Origin of the sequence: Streptomyces sp. NBC_00454 (assembly GCF_041434015.1) — a bacterium.
Taxonomy (GTDB): Bacteria; Actinomycetota; Actinomycetes; order Streptomycetales; family Streptomycetaceae; genus Streptomyces.
On the sequence record NZ_CP107907.1, the window covers coordinates 6906701 to 6922956 of the forward strand.

A 16256-nucleotide genomic window follows, 5' to 3' on the forward strand; every position below is an offset into this window, starting at 1 on the left:
ACGGACGAGAACACCACCGCGAACGACGACGAGAGTATGAGCGCCTCCTACGCCGACTACACCACCGGCGACCCGATCGCCGACGCCAAGGCCCCCGAAGGCCCCATCGCCGAGCGCTGGGACCGCCGCCGCTTCGAGGCCAAGCTCGTCAACCCGGCCAACCGGCGCAAGCACACCGTGATCGTCGTCGGAACCGGCCTGGCCGGTGGAGCGGCCGGCGCCACCCTCGCCGAACAGGGCTACCACGTCGTCCAGTTCTGCTTCTCCGACTCCCCGCGCCGCGCCCACTCCATCGCCGCGCAGGGCGGCATCAACGCCGCCAAGAACTACCGCAACGACGGCGACTCCGTGCACCGCCTCTTCTACGACACCGTCAAGGGCGGCGACTTCCGGGCCCGCGAGTCCAACGTCCACCGCCTGGCGCAGATTTCGGTGGAGATCATCGACCAGTGCGTGGCCCAGGGCGTCCCCTTCGCCCGCGAGTACGGCGGCCTCCTCGACACCCGCTCCTTCGGCGGAGTCCAGGTCTCGCGCACCTTCTACGCCCGCGGCCAGACCGGACAGCAACTGCTGCTCGGCGCCTACCAGGCGCTCTCGCGGCAGATCGCCGCCGGCAACGTCGAGATGCACGCCCGCACCGAGATGCTCGACCTGATCACCGTCGACGGCGTGGCGCGCGGAATCGTCGCCCGCGACCTGGTCACCGGCCGGATCGACACGTACTACGCGGACGCCGTGGTGCTCGCGAGCGGCGGATACGGCAACGTCTTCTACCTCTCCACCAACGCCATGAACTCCAACGCGACCGCCGTCTGGCGGGCGCACCGGCGAGGCGCCTACTTCGCCAACCCCTGCTTCACCCAGATCCACCCCACCTGCATCCCGCGCACCGGCGACCACCAGTCCAAGCTCACCCTGATGAGCGAGTCGCTGCGCAACGACGGCCGCATCTGGGTCCCCAAGGCCAAGGGCGACGACCGCCCCGCCGCCGACATCCCCGAGGCCGAGCGCGACTACTACCTGGAGCGGATCTACCCCTCCTTCGGGAACCTCGTGCCCCGCGACATCGCCTCCCGCGCCGCCAAGAACGTCTGCGACGAGGGGCGCGGCGTGGGCCCCGGCGGGCAGGGCGTCTACCTCGACTTCGCCGACGCCATCCGCCGGATGGGCAAGGACAGCGTCGCGGAGAAGTACGGCAACCTCTTCGAGATGTACGAGCGGATCACCGCGGAGAACCCGTACGAGGTCCCCATGCGGATCTACCCCGCCGTGCACTACACGATGGGCGGACTGTGGGTCGACTACGACCTGCAGACCACCGTCCCCGGCCTGTTCGCGATCGGCGAGGCTAACTTCTCCGACCACGGGGCCAACCGGCTCGGCGCCTCCGCGCTCATGCAGGGGCTCGGCGACGGCTACTTCGTGCTCCCCTCCACCATCAACGACTACCTGGCCCGCCACCCGCACCAGGAAGCCGTGGACGACACGCACCCCGAGGCCGCGGCCGCCGTCCGCGAGACCCGCGACTGCCTCGCGAAGCTGCTCGCCGTGGACGGCGACCGCACGCCCGACTCCTTCCACCGCGAGATCGGTGAACTGATGTGGGAGTACTGCGGAATGGCCCGCACCGACGCGGGACTGCGCAAGGCGCTCGCCCGGATCCCCGAGATCCGCGACGAGTTCTGGCGGCGCGTCAAGGTCCCCGGCAGCGGCGAGGAGTTCAACCAGTCGCTGGAGAAGGCCAACCGCATCATCGACTACCTCGAACTCGCCGAGCTGATGTGCCTCGACGCACTCCACCGCGCCGAGTCCTGCGGCGGCCACTTCCGTGAGGAGTCCCAGACCCCGGACGGCGAAGCCGCCCGCCGCGACGAGGAGTTCGGGTACGCCGCCGCCTGGCAGTACACCGGAACCGGCGTCGCCCCCGTCCTGCACAAGGAAGACCTCGTCTTCGAGTACGTCCACCCCACCCAGCGGAGCTACGCATGAAGCTCACCCTGCGCGTCTGGCGCCAGCGCAACGCCGACGCCACCGGCGCGATGGCCTCGTACGAGGTCGACGGCATCTCGAAGGACATGTCCTTCCTGGAGATGCTCGACACCCTCAACGAGGACCTCACCCTGCGCGGCGAGGACCCGGTCGCCTTCGACCACGACTGCCGCGAGGGCATCTGCGGCGCGTGCAGCCTCGTCATCAACGGAGACGCCCACGGTCCGGAGCGCACCACCACCTGCCAGCTCCACATGCGGGCCTTCGCCGACGGCGACACCATCGACGTCGAACCCTGGCGGGCCTCGGCCTTCCCCGTGGTCAAGGACCTCGTCGTCGACCGGGGCGCCTTCGACCGGATCATCCAGGCGGGCGGCTACATCACCGCCCCGACCGGCGCCGCCCCCGAGGCGCACGCCACGGCCGTTCCCAAGCCGGACGCCGACTACGCCTTCGAGCACGCCGAGTGCATCGGCTGCGGGGCGTGCGTGGCGGCCTGCCCCAACGGCTCCGCGATGCTCTTCACCTCCGCCAAGATCAACCACCTGAACGTGCTCCCGCAGGGCTCCCCGGAACGCGAGACCCGGGTACTGGACATGGTGGCCACGATGGACGCGGAGGGGTTCGGCGGCTGCACGCTGACCGGAGAGTGCGCGACGGCCTGCCCCAAGGGGATACCGCTGCCCTCCATCGCGGCCATGAACAAGGAGTGGCTGCGGGCGGTCCGCAAGGGCCCGCGCTGAGCCGCTCCGTGCAGGGACGAGCCGCGCCCCCTGACGGCGCCGGCCGTCCGCCGGTCGTCCGCCGATCGGATGACCGGCGCGGTGCCCGCCGTGCCGTGACCGCCCCGCCTCCCGGGCATGGGCGACAGTGGCCCCATGCCCCTGGGTCGTGTTCGAGAAGTGGAACCGGACGCCGCGGGCCGGGCGGGCACGTCCCGGTCCGGTCCGGCCGGATCCGGCCCGGCCCCCGCCGGGTCCGGCCCGCGCCGCCGCACCGTACTGGCCGCCGCCCTCGCCCCGCTGGTGGTGGCCGGCTGTGCCGAGGAGGAGCGGCCGCGCACCCCGCGCCCAGGACCCGAGGCCGCCAAGGACGCCCTGGTCATGGTCATCCGGCACGCGGAGAAACCGTACGCGGGGGACACCGGCGAGGACGAAGAGGGCAACGAGGACCCCGGATTCCTCGCGGTCCGCGGATGGCGCCGGGCCCAGGAACTGCCCGCCCTCTTCGGGCCCACCCGCGGCGCGGCCCTGCCCCGGCCCGAGGCCGTCTTCGCGGCCGGCGGCAAGGCGGGAGCACCCGCGCGGTGCCGCCAGACCGTGGAGGCGCTGGCCGCCTCGCTCCACACGAGCGTGCGCACCGAGTTCGCCGTCGGAGCCGAGCCGGCCCTGGCCCGCGCGGTGCTCGCGGCCCGGATGCCCGTACTCGTCTGCTGGGAGCACACCGGCATGCCCCGACTGATCCGGGGCCTCGGGGCGCAGGGGCTGCTGGGACTGCCCGCCGCCTGGCCCGACCGCTACGACCTGGTGTGGACGTTCACGCGCAGACAGGGCGTCTGGAGCTTCCGGGAGCTGCCGCAGCACCTGCTCTCCGGCGACGCGTAGGTACTGCCGGGTAAGGCCGGGTACCACGGGGTACGGGCGTACTCTGAGAAGTGGACTCGGGGCAGTCGTGCGCCGGGAGGTAGACGATCATGTCTGGAATCGTGCACCGCGGCTTCGATTCCGCGGACGAAACGCGCCAGTTCGAAGACGGCAAGGGCAGGCTCGATCTGCTCAACACCAGCCACGGACCGGTGGGGCGCGCCGTGTTCGAGCCCGGATGGCAGTGGTCGCAGCACATCAAGCCGATAGCGGGAACCGACAGTTGCGAGGCCGCCCATGTCGGCTACGTCGTCAGCGGCCGCATGAAGATCGTCATGGACGACGGCGACAGCGTCGAGGCGGGGTCCGGGGACTTCATCCAGATCGACCCCGGCCACGACGCCTGGGTGCTCGGAGACGAGCCGTGCGTGGTCCTCGACTGGCAGGGCTACGGGGACTTCGCCAAGCCGGCCGGCTCTTAGGCCCGAACGGCGACGGCTAGGACCGAACGGCGAGGGCCCGCGCCAGGTAGGCCGCCGTCCGGCTGCCGGCGGCGCGGGCCACCTCGTCCGGTGTGCCCGCGGCCACCACCAGGCCGCCGTCCGCTCCGCCGCCCGGGCCCAGGTCGATGACCCAGTCCGCGCCGGCCACCACCGCCATGTCGTGTTCCACGACGACCACCGAATGCCCGGCGTGCACCAGCCCGTGCAACTGCCGTAGCAGCACCTCCACATCGGCCGGATGCAGTCCGGTCGTCGGCTCGTCCAGCAGGTACAGCGTGTGATCGCGGCGCTGTCGTTGCAGCTCGGTGGCCAGCTTGATCCGCTGGGCCTCGCCGCCCGACAACTCCGTGGCCGGCTGGCCGAGTCGCAGGTATCCCAGGCCGATGTCCTTCAGTGCGCCCAGGCTCCGTGCCGCCGCCGGGACCTCCGCGAAGAAGGAGGCCGCCGCGTCCACGGTCAGGGCGAGCACCTCGGCGATGTTCAGCCCCGAGTAACGGACCTCGAGGGTCTCGGAGTTGTACCGGGCCCCCGCGCATTCGGGGCACGGGGCGTACGTACTGGGCAGGAACAGCAGCTCCACCGAGACGAAACCCTCGCCCTGGCAGGACTCGCACCTGCCGCCCGGCACGTTGAAGGAGAACCGGCCCGCCTTCCAGCCCCGCGCCCTCGACTCCGGAGCCGCCGTGAAGAGCCGCCGCACCACGTCGAAAAGCCCCGTGTACGTGGCCAGGTTGGAGCGCGGGGTGCGCCCGATCGGCTTCTGGTCCACCTCCACCAGCCGGCGCACCGGGAAGGCCGGCTCCGCCAGCCGCTCGCCGACCTCGCGCGCGAGCGCCTGCCCGACCAGCGTGGACTTCCCGGACCCCGACACCCCGGTCACGGCCGTGAACACCCCGAGCGGGAACTCGGCCGTCACGTCACGGAGGTTGTGCCGGTCCACCCCGCTGAGGCGGATGGTCCCGGTGGCCTTCCGCACGGGCGGCCCGCCGCGCGCCGGGTCCGCGGCCGGGGCCGGGAACAGGTACCGGGCCGTCGCCGACTCCGCCACCGCGGCCAGCCCCTCCGGGGGCCCGCTGTGCAGCACCCGCCCGCCGTGCTCCCCGGCCAGCGGACCGACGTCCACCAGCCAGTCGGCGTGCCGGACCACGTCCAGGTGGTGCTCCACCACGAACACCGTGTTCCCGGCTTCCTTGAGTCGGTCCAGTACGCAGAGCAGTGCCTCGGTGTCGGCCGGGTGCAGCCCCGCCGAAGGCTCGTCCAGGACGTACACCACTCCGAACAGCCCGGACCGCAGCTGCGTCGCCAGCCGCAGCCGCTGCAGCTCGCCCGCCGACAGGGTCGCGGCGCCCCGGTCCAGGCTCAGGTAGCCCAGCCCGAGCTCGGCGACCGGGCCGATCCGGGAGCACAGGTCCTCGGCCAGCACCCGCGCCGCTTCGCCTTCGCCGCCCCCGAGCGCGGTGGCCAGTACGCCGTCCAGCTCGGTCAGCGCAAGGGCCGCCAGCTCCGCGATCGTGCGGCCCGCGAAGGTGACGGCCAAGGCCTCCGGCCGCAGTCGCCGACCCTCGCACACCGGGCACGGGGAGTAGGTCAGGAACTTCTCGGCGCGGGCCCGCAGGGTGGCGCTCTTGCTGTCGGAGAAGGTCCGCATGACGTACCGGTGGGCGCTCATGTACGTGCCCTGGTAAGGCCGTTGGATCCGGTCGGCCTCCCGCACCGGATGCACCGTCACCACCGGCTGCTCGTCGGTGAACAGGATCCACTCGCGGTCCTTCGCCGCCAGCGACTGCCACGGCGCGTCCACGTCGTGGCCCAGCGCCTCCAGGATGTCCCGCAGGTTCTTGCCCTGCCAGGCTCCGGGCCAGGCGGCGACGGCCCCTTGACGGATCGACAGGGAGCCGTCGGGGACGAGGAGTTCCTCGCTCGTGCGGTGGATGCGGCCGAGCCCGTGGCAGGAGGGGCAGGCGCCCGCGGCGGTGTTGGGGGAGAAGGCGTCGGAGTCGAGCCGTGCGGCGCCCGGCGGGTAGGACCCGGCCCGCGAGTAGAGCATCCGCAGGGAGTTGGACAGCATGGTCACCGTCCCGACGGAGGACCGCGACCCGGGGGAGGAGCGCCGCTGCTCCAGCGAGACGGCGGGCGGCAGCCCGGTGACGGAGTCGACCTTCGGCGCGCCGATCTGGTGGATCAGGCGGCGGGCGTACGGGGCCACGGACTCGAAGTACCGGCGCTGGGCCTCGGCGAACAGGGTGCCGAAGGCGAGCGAGCTCTTGCCCGAGCCGGAGACCCCGGTGAAGACGGTCAGCGCGTCGCGCGGGATGTCCACGTCGACCCCGCGCAGATTGTGCTCCCGGGCGCCGCGGACGCGGACGTAGGGGTCGTGCGGACCGGGGAGGTGCGGGGCTGCGGGCTGGTGCATTCGTCCAAGTTTAGTACCTGGGGGCAGCGGCTACTCCGTGTGGCCGGTGCGATCGGTGATGCCCGTGAGGCGGGCGAGTCCGGTGAACGAGTCCAGCAGGGCGGTCCGGTCGTACGTGGATGTGGTGACGAGCAGTTCGTCCGCCCCGGTCAGTTCCGCGAGGGTGGTGAGCTCGGCCGCGACCTGCGCCTCCGTGCCGTGGACGTGCCCGGTCAGGGCCCCCTCGTACAGCTCCCGCTCCTTGGGGGTCATGGTCAGGGCCTCGATCTCCTCGGCTGGGCGGAGCGGCGGGAAGCTGCCGCGCGTGCGCGATTGCGCCAGCGCCCACGCCTCCGGGATCAGGATCCGGCGGGCGGCCTCGGTGGTGGTGGCGACCGCCACCGTCCCGGAGGCGATCACGTACGGCTCCGTGCCCCACGGGGAGGGCCGGAACTCCGCGCGGTACTTCTCGATGATCTCCACCACCCGGGCGCGGGCCCGGATGTCGCCGACCACCAGCGGCAGCCCCGCGCGGGCCGCGATGGCGGCCCCCTCGCCCGTGGCCAGCACGTAGGGCGGGATCCGCAGACCCTCCGCCGGGTGGGCGTGCACCTCGGGGTGCGCCCGCTGGGTGCCGTCCAGCCAGCCCAGCAGCTCCGCGAGCTGCTCCTCGAACCGGTCGGCGTCCCCGGTGTCGCGGCCCAGCGCCCGCCGGATCCCGCCCGTGAAGCCGACCGATCGGCCGAGGCCCATGTCGATCCGGCCGGGGAAGAGGGCTTCGAGGACCCCGAACTGCTCCGCCACGACCAGCGGCTGGTGGTTGGGCAGCATCACCCCGCCGGTGCCGATCCGGATCCGGCCGGTCGCCCCGGCGACGGCGGCGGCGAGCACGGTGGGTGCGGAACCGGCCACTCCGGGCACGCTGTGGTGCTCGGAGACCCAGAACCGGTGGTAGCCGAGCCGTTCGGCGGCGCGCGCCAGCTCCACGGTGTCCCGCAGGGCCTCGGGGGCGGGATGGCCCTCGCGGGTGCGGGACCGGTCGAGTATCGAGAGTTTCCGGATCACACAGAGGTCAACGTACGGGGCGCTCCAGGATTCCCCGGGTGGCGCCGGGGCGGGGCGGGGCGCGGCCGGTGCTTAGGCTGGCGGGGTGACCGAGACTCAGAACCGCCGACCCCTGGCCGTCTTCGACATCGACAACACCCTGGCCGACACCGCCCACCGCCAGCACTGGCTGGAGCGCCGGCCCCGCGACTGGGACGGCTTCTTCGGCGCGGCCCCCGCCGATCCGCCGCTCGCCCGGGGGATCGCGCTCGCGGTGGAGAGCGCGGCCGACTGCGAGGTCGTCTACCTGACCGGCCGGCCGGAGCGGTGCCGCGCGGACACGGCCGAATGGCTGACCCGGCACGGGCTGCCCGAGGGGCGGCTGTGGATGCGCGGGAACCAGGACCGGCGGCCCGCCCGGACGACCAAGCTGGAGGTGCTCCGGCGGATCTCGCGGGGCCGTGAGGTGCGGATGCTCGTGGACGACGACGAGCTGGTCTGCCAGGCGGCGCGCGCGGCGGGCTTCCGCGTGGTCCTGGCGGACTGGGCCGCCGAGGCGCCGGAGCTCAAGGACGCGCAGGAGGGCGAGGGCCGCACCTGAGCGCCCGGGCGCCCGGGCCGCGCGAGGCCGCGTACGGTTCCGGTTCCTCAGTCCTCGCCGCCCTCGAGCCGGAAGCCGAGCTTCAGCCCCACCTGGAAGTGTGCGATCTCGCCGTTCTCGATGTGGCCCCGGATCTGCGTCACCTCGAGCCAGTCCAGCCCGCGCAGGGTCTCGCCCGCGCGCGCGACCCCGTTGCGGATCGCCTGGTCGATGCCTTCGTGGGACGTGCCGACGATCTCGGTCACCCGGTACGTGTGATTGGACATGGACGTCTCCCGACACTGGGTGGCAGTTGCCTTGTTCTACGGTGCCCCAGTAAGTCCGGGTCCGCGAACTTTGCGTGAACAATCCACAGCCCAACCCTCTTGACCCACTCATTGGTCCATGCCAATTTCAAGCCATCTGAGATCCATCCCCAGAAGGTGACCTTCGTGAAGATGCGCTTCCTTGCCGTGTCCACCGCTCTCGCGGCCGCGACCGCCCTCACCGGGTGCAGTCTGGCCGGATCGGCGGGGGGTCCGCAGAAGGTGACGCTCTGGCTGATGAAGGGGAGCGCGTCGGACGAGTTCATCACCCAGTTCACCAGCTCCTTCGAGAGGGACAACCCGGGGATCGACCTCGACGTCAAGATCCAGGAGTGGACGGGCATAGGCGCGAAGGTCAACGCCGTGCTGGCCGGCAAGAGCGAGGAGAGCGCCGACGTCATCGAGGTCGGCAACACCCAGGTCGCCCAGTACGTGGAGAGCGGCGGCGTCTCCGAACTCACCCTGGAAGCACTGCGCGAGTGGGACGGCAAGGACTGGCTGAAAGGCCTAGCCGACCCCGGCAGCGTCAACGGCGCCCAGTTCGGCGTCCCTTGGTACGCCGCCAACCGTGTGGTGATCTACAACAAGGACCTGTTCGCGAACGCCGGGATCAAGGCGCCGATCAAGACGCGCCAGGAGTGGATCCAGGCGACCCAGAAGCTCGACAAGGGGAGCCAGCAGGGCATTTACCTCGCCGGACAGAACTGGTACGTGCTCTCCGGCTTCATCTGGGACGAGGGCGGCGAGCTCGCGGTCGAGACGAGCGGCCAGTGGCTCGGCACCCTGGACGACGAGAAGGCGATGGCCGGAATGGAGTTCTACAAGCAGCTCCAGGCCCTCGGCGAAGGCCCCAAGGACGCCGACGAGGAGACGCCCCCGCAGTCGGAGGTCTTCGCCCGCGGCGGGATCGCGCAGATCATCGCCCCGCCCGGCCAGGCCGCCGCGATCGAGGCCGCGAACCCGGCGCTCAAGGGCAAGCTCGGCTTCTTCCCGATCCCCGGCAAGACCGCCGAGAAGCCGGGCGCCGTCTTCACCGGCGGCTCCGACCTGATCATCCCGGAGCGGACGAAGCAGCGGAAGAACGCCGTCAACGTGATCACGGCCCTGGTCAGCGAGAAGTGGCAGACCGAGCTGGCCACCACCATGAGCTACGTACCCAACAAGACCACCCTCGCGCACGTCGTCGAGGGCAACGAGGGCGCCGCCGCGATGGCCCCCGGCGCCGCCCAGGGCCGCGCCACCCCCAAATCCGCCCGCTGGGCCGAGGTCGAGGCCAAGAACCCGATCAAGCCGTTCATGACGGCGGTCCTCACCGGCCGGGACCCCAAGGAGGCCGCGAAGGCGGCCTCCGAGACCATCAGCAAGGTCCTCAGCGCCGACCACTGATCCGGTGCGGCGGGCCCTCGGACCGCCGAGTTCAGCGTTCGCACATCCAAGTGCCGCGAAGCGGTCATGTCGAATCCAGTCCTGCACGGAAGAAGTAAAGAAGCCAGGCCACGCGTCCTGTCGGCCTGGCTCTCCGTGTCCGGATCAGGAGCCGCCATGACCATCGCCCCCCTGTCCCCGTCCGCCCTTCCCCCCACCTCGGTCCCGGCCGTCTCCCGGGTGGCCACGCTGAACGCGGTGACCGCAACCGCGACCGCCACCGCGGCGGCCCCGACCTCCGAGGCCCCGGCCGCGCCCCGCTACGCCGTACGCCTCGCCCGCAACGAGGACGAGGTCCGCGCCGCCCAGCGGCTGCGCCACCAGGTCTTCGCGGGCGAGCTCGGAGCCCGCCTCGACGGCCCCGAGCCGGGCCTGGACGTCGATGCCTTCGACGCCTACTGCGATCACCTCCTCGTCCTCGACGAGGAGACCGAGCAGGTCGTCGGCACCTACCGGCTGCTGCCCCCCGAGCGCGCCGCCGTCGCCGGACGCCTCTACTCCGAGGGGGAGTTCGACCTCTCCGCGCTCGCGCCCATCCGCCCCGACCTGGTCGAGGTCGGCCGGTCCTGCGTCCACCCCGACCACCGCAACGGCGCCGTCATCGCCCTGATCTGGGCCGGCCTCGCCCGCTACATGGACCGCTCCGGACACAACTGGCTGGCCGGCTGCTGCTCGATTCCGCTGGCCGACGGCGGGGTCCTCGCCGCCGCCACCCGCGAGAACGTGCTGACCAGGAGCCTCGCCCCCGCCGAGTACCGGGTGACCCCGCACCTCCCCTGGAACCCGCAGGGCATCGCCTTCCCCGACCGGATGGAACTGCCGCCGCTGCTGCGCGGCTACCTGCGCCTGGGCGCCTGGGTCTGCGGGGAGCCCGCCCTCGACGCCGAGTTCGGCTGCGCCGACCTCTACGTCCTGCTCTCGCTGCGCCGCACCAACCCGCGCTACCTCAAGCACTTCCTCTCGCTCGCCCCGGGCGCATGAGCGTCTGGCTCCCCACCTCGCCCTGTACCCCCGAGGCCTGCGCCGGCCACGAGGGCGCCACCGCGAGCGTGCCGCGCGCCGTCCTGCGGCTCGGCGCCGCCGTCGCCCTGATCCTGCTCGGGATCCTGGGCGCCCCGCCGCTGCGCCTGCTGCCGCAGCGGCCCCGGCACCTGGTGGTCCGGGCCTGGGCGGCCGCACTGCTGGGCGCCTTCGGCCTGCGCATCACCGTGCACGGGAGCCCCGGCGCGGGCGGTGGCCGGCTGATCGTCGCCAACCACATCTCCTGGCTCGACATCCCCCTCGTCGCCGCCGTCCTGCCCTGCCGGATGCTGGCCAAGAGCGATATCCGCAGCTGGCCCGTGCTCGGCCCGCTCTCCCGGCAGGCCGGGACCCTGTTCATCGAGCGCGACCGGATCCGCGCGCTGCCCGCCACCGTCGAGGCCATGGCGCGCGCCCTGCTCGGGGGCGACCGCGTCGCCGTCTACCCCGAGGGCTCCACCTGGTGCGGGCGGGCCCAGGGAACCTTCCGGCGCGCCGCGTTCCAGGCCGCGCTGGACGCGCGGGTGCCCGTACAGCCGGTACGGATCGCCTACGTGATCGACGGCGGCGAGCAGGCCGGGGAGACGGCCGGGGCGCCCGCCTTCGTCGGGGACGACCCGCTGACCGCCTCCCTGTGGCGGATCGCGCGTGCCCGCGGGGTACGGGCCGAGGTGTGGCTGCTGCCGCGGATCCCGCCGGGCCGGTACGCGGACCGGCGGGACCTCGCGGCCGCGGCTCAGGCCGCCGTACTGGGGCGGCCGGAACCGGATCCGCGACCCGAGTCGCCCGTGCCCGCGGAGCCTCCCGTGTCGCCGGAGAGGCCCGTCTCGCCAACGCGGCCGCTGCTGCCGGGGGTTCCCTCCCAGCCGCCGGCGCCGATGCCGTCGGCCACCGCCAGGGACAGGGCGAAGCGGCCCGCCGCGTCCGTCCACCAGTGCGTCAGTTCCAGTCCGGCGGACGCCAGTTCCTTCCGGACGCCCTCCTGACGGAACTTCGCCGAGATCTCCGTCAGGATCTCCTCACCCACCTCGAAGGACACCTCCAGATCCAGGGCCCGGACCTTCACCAACGCCTGCTCCCGGGCCCGCAGTCGCATCTCGATCCACTCGTGCTCACGGTTCCACACCGCCACGTGATCGAAGTCGGCGGTGTGGAAATCCGCACCCAACTCCCGGTCTATGACGGTCAGTACGTTCTTGTTGAACTCGGCCGTCACCCCCTGGGCGTCGTCGTACGCCGACACCAGCACGGCCTCGTCCTTCACGAGGTCCGTCCCCATCAGCAGCGCGTCACCGGGCGAGAGCATCGCCCGTACGTCCGCCAGGAACACGGCCCGCTCCGGAGGCAGGAGATTGCCGATCGTGCCCCCCAGGAAGACCACCAGCCGCGGTCCGGGCACCTCGGGCAGCTGGAGCGGCTTCGTGAAGTCGGCCAGCAGCGCGTGCACCCGCAGGCCCGGATGCTCGGCCAGCAGCGCCTCGGCCGCTCCCTTCAGCGCGCTCTCGCTCACGTCCACCGGTACGTAGGTGTCCAGCGCGGGCATGGCCTCGATCAGGTGCCGGGTCTTCTCCGAAGAGCCGGAGCCCAGCTCCACCAGGGTGCGGGCGCCGCTCACCGAAGCGATCTCCTGGGCCCGTTCCAGGAGGATCTCCCGCTCGGCGCGGGTCGGGTAGTACTCGGGCAACCGGGTGATCTCCTCGAAGAGTTCACTGCCCCGGGCGTCGTAGAACCACTTGGGCGGCAGCATCTTCGGGGATTGGCTCAGCCCGTGCAGCACGTCCGTGCGCAGCGCCGCGTCGGCGGCGTCCTCGTCGAGCGTGCGGGTCAGCCGGAAGTCGTTCACGGGCCTTCGTCTCCTTGGTGCGGTGCGCTCGTAGAGGTCTCCTCCAGGTGGCCCTTCACGTCCTGCGGGGCTTCCTTCAAGGAGAAGAGTTCGATGCGGGTGCGGGTGGCGGTCAGCAGGGTCCGGTCGGGCACCTCGGTCCAGCGCGGATCGTCGTCGTAGGGCTCCGACGCCACCACCGTGCGCTGCGCGGCCGCGTCGGCCAGGTACCAGAGGGAGTCCCCCCAGGCCGTGGCCGCGATCGCCCGCCCGTCCGTCAGCAGCAGGTTCAGCCGGGACCCGGGCGCGGCCTCGGCCAGCTCCCGGACCGGTGCGGCGAGCGCCGCGCCCAGGGCGTCGCCCTTGCGTAGCCGGTGCAGGACCAGCGCCCACAGCAGCGCCGAATCCGTCCGGGCGGCCAGCGACAGCAGTTCCTGGGGCGGCAGCGAGGCCGCGACGGGGGCCGCCGCGTCGGGCCAGTCCCGAACCGATCCGTTGTGGCTGAACAGCCAGGGTCCCTCGGCGAACGGCGCGGCCGCCGCCTCGCCGTCCGCCCCGGCGCGCGTGGCGTCCCGTACGGCGGCCAGCACGGCGCCGCTGCGGACCACGCGCGCGAGATCGGCGAAGGACAGGTCCCCCCAGATCGGCCCGGCCCGCCGGTAGCGGGCCGGCACCGGGTCGCCCTCCGCGTACCAGCCGATGCCGAAGCCGTCGGCGTTGACGGTGCCGTGGTGTTGGTGGCGCGGCGCCCAGGACTGGCGGACCAGGGAGTGCTCGGGTTCGCTCAGCAGCCGCCCGAGCGTCACCGGGGGCCCCAGGTAGGCGAAATGACGGCACATCAGGCACCGCCATCCGGAGTCGGCTGCGCGCTCCGGGCGGTCCGGAAGCCCGAGAAGATCTGCCGGCGCACCGGCAGGTCCCAGTTGCGGAAGGTGCCCCGGCAGGCCACCGGGTCCACGGCGAACGAGCCCCCGCGCAGGACCTTGTGCTCGGGGCCGAAGAACACCTCCGAGTACTCGCGGTACGGGAACGCCCGGAACCCGGGATAGGGCAGGAAATCGGAAGAGGTCCATTCCCAGACGTCTCCGATGAGCTGGCGCACCCCGAGCGGGGAGGCCCCGGCCGGATAGCTGCCCGCGCGGGCCGGCCGCAGATGGCGCTGGCCGAGGTTGGCGCGGTCCGGGGTCGGGTCCTCGTCCCCCCACGGATAGCGGGTGGAACGGCCCGTCGCCGGATCGTGGCGGGCGGCCTTTTCCCACTCCGCCTCGGTGGGCAGCCGCCGCCCCGCCCAGCGGGAGTACGCGTCGGCCTCGTACCAGCTGACGTGCAGCACCGGTTCGTCCGCGGGTACCGGTTCGGTCACCCCGAACCGGCGGCGCAGCCACGTATCGCCCTCGCGGCGCCAGAAGAGCGGGGCCTCGATGCCGTGCCTGCGGATCTGCTCCCAGCCCTCCGCGGCCCACCACTGCCGGCTCCGGTATCCGCCGTCCGCGATGAAGGTCTGGTACGCGGCGTTGGTCACCGGCACGGTGTCGATCCAGAACTCCTCCGTGTCCCGGACGTGCGCCGGCCGTTCGTTGTCCAGCGACCACGGTTCTGCGGAGGTGCCCATCGTGAACGGGCCGCCGGGTATGAGGACTTCGGCCGCGTGCGGCGGAGCACCCCGCGGCGGATCCGGGTCGGGCGCGGTCAGGACCGGGCCGCCCTGTCTGAGCTGATGGGTGATCAGCATCGTTTCGTCGTGCTGCTGTTCGTGCTGCGCGATCATCCCGAAGACGTAGCCGCCGTCCAGCAGGGCGGTGCCTTCCAGCGGTGTGCGCTCCAGCAGGTCGAAGACGCGGCCGCGCACCTCGGCCGCGTACCGGCGGGCCTCGTCGGGGCCGAGCAGCGGCAACTTCGGCCGCTCCGACCGGGGATGCTCGAAGGCGTCGTAGAGCGGGTCTATTTCGGGGTGCATGGACTCGCGGCCGGCCACGTTGCGCAGCAGCCAGAGCTCCTCCATGTTCCCGATGTGCGCGAGGTCCCAGACCAGCGGGGACATCAGGGGGGAGTGCTGGGCGGTCAGGTCCGCGTCGCTGACGGCGCTGGAGTCGGTGAGCCCGGCCGTACGGACCCGTGCGGCGGTCAGTGCGGCGGCGGCCCGCTCGCGCAGGAGCTCCGGTTCGGTGGTCATGAGCGTGCCTCCTCGCCGGTCGGCTGCGGATGGGGGCGCGGACGGGCCTGCGGCCGGCGCCGGGACGGATGCTGCGGGAGCCCGTCGTCGGCCGGACATCGGCCGCGCTTGACGTAGCGGTCGCCGAACTCGGCCACGGAGTCCGCCACTCGGGTGCTCGCGCCCAGCCGGGGCAGCGCCTCGGAAGCGGCCCGGAAGCAGGCGCGGGCGGCGGACCGCAGCTCCGGATCGGCGAGCCCGTGCTGCGCGGCGCTGCGCCACAGCGGATTGCGCGGGGCGGGCTGGGCGCCGTAGCCGTCGGCCAGCGCCTTCACCGCCCGGTACGCGGTCTCGGTGGCCTCCGGGTCGTCGAACAGCGCGTGGACGACGGCCACCGGGATCAGCCAGCCGTCCTCGCCGGGCTGCGCGTCGATCATCCGCAGCTCCAGGTGGCCGCGGGGCCGCACCGGTGGGAACAGCGTGGTCAGGTGGTACTCCAGGTCCTCGGCGGTGGGCGGCCGCAATCCGCCGCCGGATCCCGGCCCGCCGCCGGAGCGCAGCCAGTCGCGGAAGGTGAGCCCGCGCGGCACGGTCCAGGGCGTGTCGGCGGCGGCTCCGGCGTCGCCGCCGGACGGCCGTACGCACATCACGTCGGTGTCCAGCGCCTGCCGGGTCCAGGCGCCGCGCGGCTCCGCCTCCAGTACGGGGGCGAGCGCGCGCCGGGTGTCGATATCGCTCCAGACGCCCTGGCGGGCGCAGCGCCAGCCGGCGTACGGGCCTTCGTGCGCGGGGGAGTTGGCGAAGGCGGCGACCAGCACCGCGCCGAGGAGGTGGGCCAGCCGCCAGCGGCGGCCGTGCCCGAGGGGCCCCGGCTCCTCCTGCCCGGCGTCCACGCACACCTGCACCGAGGCGGAGGCGCACATCATGGCGCGGCCGGCGGGGCCGGTGCGGTCGAAGTAGGTCTCCATCGCCTCGTACCGCGGGCTGGTCAGCATCCGGCGGTACGGGCGGCGCGCGTCCTGGCCGAGGCCGCGCAGGACCAGGCCCTGCTCGCGCAGGACTCCCCGTACGGCGGTCAGATCGGACTGGAGCCCGTCCACGCACCCGGTGAGGGAGGCGGCGGGGGCCGAGCTCAGCTCCAGCTGGCCGCCGGGCTCGACGGTGACGCGGGAGGTGAGGGGCAGGGCGCGGGCCGCGTCGTGCGCGGCGGCCAGCCGCTCGGCGGACACGCGCAGGCCGGGGCGTTCGGCGTCGAACACCAGCCATTCGAGCTCGGCCCCGAGGAGGCGGGGCGGGCCGGTCTTGAAACAGATGCCGTGGATCAGGTCCTCGGCGGCGGACTCGGTCAGGCCGGTGGGGCGGGACGGCTGTTCGGGCGGGCGCTCGGGTGTTTCCTGGACGGAGTCCTGGGGCATGACGG

Annotated in this window: 14 protein-coding genes and 1 pseudogene; 8 read left to right on the forward strand and 7 right to left on the reverse strand. The window is 72.9% G+C overall.

The annotated features are described in order from the left end of the window. Positions 1-36 precede the first annotated feature (36 nt). From OHU74_RS31515 to OHU74_RS31530, 4 genes are all read left to right on the forward strand, one after another. A complete protein-coding gene (locus OHU74_RS31515; RefSeq protein WP_371619873.1) occupies positions 37-1989 on the forward strand; it encodes a fumarate reductase/succinate dehydrogenase flavoprotein subunit in 1953 nt (650 codons plus the stop codon). Further along, entirely contained in the window at positions 1986-2732 is a 747-nt protein-coding gene (locus OHU74_RS31520) for a succinate dehydrogenase/fumarate reductase iron-sulfur subunit (protein ID WP_371619028.1), read from the forward strand. Before OHU74_RS31515 ends, OHU74_RS31520 begins: the two co-directional genes overlap by 4 nt. Positions 2733-2867: 135 nt before the next feature. After that, positions 2868-3593 carry a hypothetical protein gene (locus OHU74_RS31525; RefSeq protein WP_371619029.1) on the forward strand — a complete coding sequence of 242 codons (726 nt, stop codon included), beginning with the start codon at positions 2868-2870 and terminating at the stop codon, positions 3591-3593. Between the two features lie 89 nt (positions 3594-3682). Continuing rightward, positions 3683-4054, forward strand: coding sequence for a cupin domain-containing protein (locus OHU74_RS31530; protein WP_371619030.1), 372 nt, complete (start codon positions 3683-3685; stop codon positions 4052-4054). Between the two features lie 16 nt (positions 4055-4070). Here the strand turns inward: OHU74_RS31530 and OHU74_RS31535 are convergent, their stop codons facing one another. Together OHU74_RS31535 and OHU74_RS31540 are read right to left on the reverse strand one after the other, a co-directional pair. Then, the gene (locus tag OHU74_RS31535) at positions 4071-6488 is read right to left on the reverse strand and encodes an ABC transporter (protein WP_371619031.1); all 2418 of its coding nucleotides are present in this window, start codon (positions 6486-6488) and stop codon (positions 4071-4073) included. A 30-nt stretch (positions 6489-6518) separates the two neighbouring features. Continuing rightward, a complete protein-coding gene (locus OHU74_RS31540; RefSeq protein WP_371619032.1) occupies positions 6519-7532 on the reverse strand; it encodes an LLM class flavin-dependent oxidoreductase in 1014 nt (337 codons plus the stop codon). An 85-nt stretch (positions 7533-7617) separates the two neighbouring features. Between OHU74_RS31540 and OHU74_RS31545 the strand changes: the two genes are divergently transcribed. Beyond that, on the forward strand, positions 7618-8112 hold the full coding sequence (locus OHU74_RS31545; RefSeq protein ID WP_371619033.1) for a hypothetical protein: 495 nt from the start codon (positions 7618-7620) through the stop codon (positions 8110-8112). A 47-nt stretch (positions 8113-8159) separates the two neighbouring features. Here OHU74_RS31545 and OHU74_RS31550 read toward each other — a convergent pair whose 3' ends face one another. Then, on the reverse strand, positions 8160-8378 hold the full coding sequence (locus OHU74_RS31550) for a dodecin (protein ID WP_371619034.1): 219 nt from the start codon (positions 8376-8378) through the stop codon (positions 8160-8162). 165 nt (positions 8379-8543) lie between these two features. Between OHU74_RS31550 and OHU74_RS31555 the strand changes: the two genes are divergently transcribed. The 3 genes and pseudogenes from OHU74_RS31555 to OHU74_RS31565 form a co-directional block, all read left to right on the forward strand. Continuing rightward, a complete protein-coding gene (locus OHU74_RS31555) occupies positions 8544-9803 on the forward strand; it encodes an extracellular solute-binding protein (RefSeq protein WP_371619035.1) in 1260 nt (419 codons plus the stop codon). A gap of 156 nt (positions 9804-9959) precedes the next feature. Further along, positions 9960-10823 carry a GNAT family N-acetyltransferase gene (locus OHU74_RS31560; RefSeq protein WP_371619036.1) on the forward strand — a complete coding sequence of 288 codons (864 nt, stop codon included), beginning with the start codon at positions 9960-9962 and terminating at the stop codon, positions 10821-10823. Continuing rightward, positions 10820-11350: pseudogene (locus OHU74_RS31565) on the forward strand (lysophospholipid acyltransferase family protein); the annotation flags it as partial. The gene OHU74_RS31560 and the pseudogene OHU74_RS31565, both read left to right, overlap by 4 nt. A 248-nt stretch (positions 11351-11598) precedes the next feature. Here OHU74_RS31565 and egtD read toward each other — a convergent pair. Genes egtD through egtA form a run of 4 tightly spaced genes read right to left on the reverse strand, consistent with a single transcriptional unit; the run spans position 11599 to position 16251 of the window. Next, a complete protein-coding gene (gene egtD / locus OHU74_RS31570; protein WP_371619037.1) occupies positions 11599-12705 on the reverse strand; it encodes an L-histidine N(alpha)-methyltransferase in 1107 nt (368 codons plus the stop codon). After that, the gene (gene egtC / locus OHU74_RS31575) at positions 12702-13523 is read right to left on the reverse strand and encodes an ergothioneine biosynthesis protein EgtC (RefSeq protein WP_371619038.1); all 822 of its coding nucleotides are present in this window, start codon (positions 13521-13523) and stop codon (positions 12702-12704) included. Before egtC ends, egtD begins: the two co-directional genes overlap by 4 nt. Then, a complete protein-coding gene (gene egtB / locus OHU74_RS31580) occupies positions 13523-14857 on the reverse strand; it encodes an ergothioneine biosynthesis protein EgtB (RefSeq protein ID WP_371619039.1) in 1335 nt (444 codons plus the stop codon). The genes egtC and egtB overlap by 1 nt, the downstream gene beginning before the upstream one ends. Then, entirely contained in the window at positions 14854-16251 is a 1398-nt protein-coding gene (egtA, locus tag OHU74_RS31585; protein ID WP_371619040.1) for an ergothioneine biosynthesis glutamate--cysteine ligase EgtA, read from the reverse strand. Before egtA ends, egtB begins: the two co-directional genes overlap by 4 nt. Between the last annotated feature and the right edge of the window lie 5 nt (positions 16252-16256).

Excerpts from the sequence above, each read along its gene's own strand:
- OHU74_RS31515 (WP_371619873.1), top strand. The coding sequence starts at position 37 with ATGAGCGCCTCCTACGCCGACTACACCACCGGCGACCCGATCGCCGAC.
- OHU74_RS31520 (WP_371619028.1), top strand. The coding sequence starts at position 1,986 with ATGAAGCTCACCCTGCGCGTCTGGCGCCAGCGCAACGCCGACGCCACC.
- OHU74_RS31525 (WP_371619029.1), top strand. The coding sequence starts at position 2,868 with ATGCCCCTGGGTCGTGTTCGAGAAGTGGAACCGGACGCCGCGGGCCGG.
- OHU74_RS31530 (WP_371619030.1), top strand. The coding sequence starts at position 3,683 with ATGTCTGGAATCGTGCACCGCGGCTTCGATTCCGCGGACGAAACGCGC.
- OHU74_RS31535 (WP_371619031.1), bottom strand. The coding sequence starts at position 6,488 with ATGCACCAGCCCGCAGCCCCGCACCTCCCCGGTCCGCACGACCCCTAC.
- OHU74_RS31550 (WP_371619034.1), bottom strand. The coding sequence starts at position 8,378 with ATGTCCAATCACACGTACCGGGTGACCGAGATCGTCGGCACGTCCCAC.
- OHU74_RS31560 (WP_371619036.1), top strand. The coding sequence starts at position 9,960 with ATGACCATCGCCCCCCTGTCCCCGTCCGCCCTTCCCCCCACCTCGGTC.
- egtC (WP_371619038.1), bottom strand. The coding sequence starts at position 13,523 with ATGTGCCGTCATTTCGCCTACCTGGGGCCCCCGGTGACGCTCGGGCGG.
- egtB (WP_371619039.1), bottom strand. The coding sequence starts at position 14,857 with ATGACCACCGAACCGGAGCTCCTGCGCGAGCGGGCCGCCGCCGCACTG.
- egtA (WP_371619040.1), bottom strand. The coding sequence starts at position 16,251 with ATGCCCCAGGACTCCGTCCAGGAAACACCCGAGCGCCCGCCCGAACAG.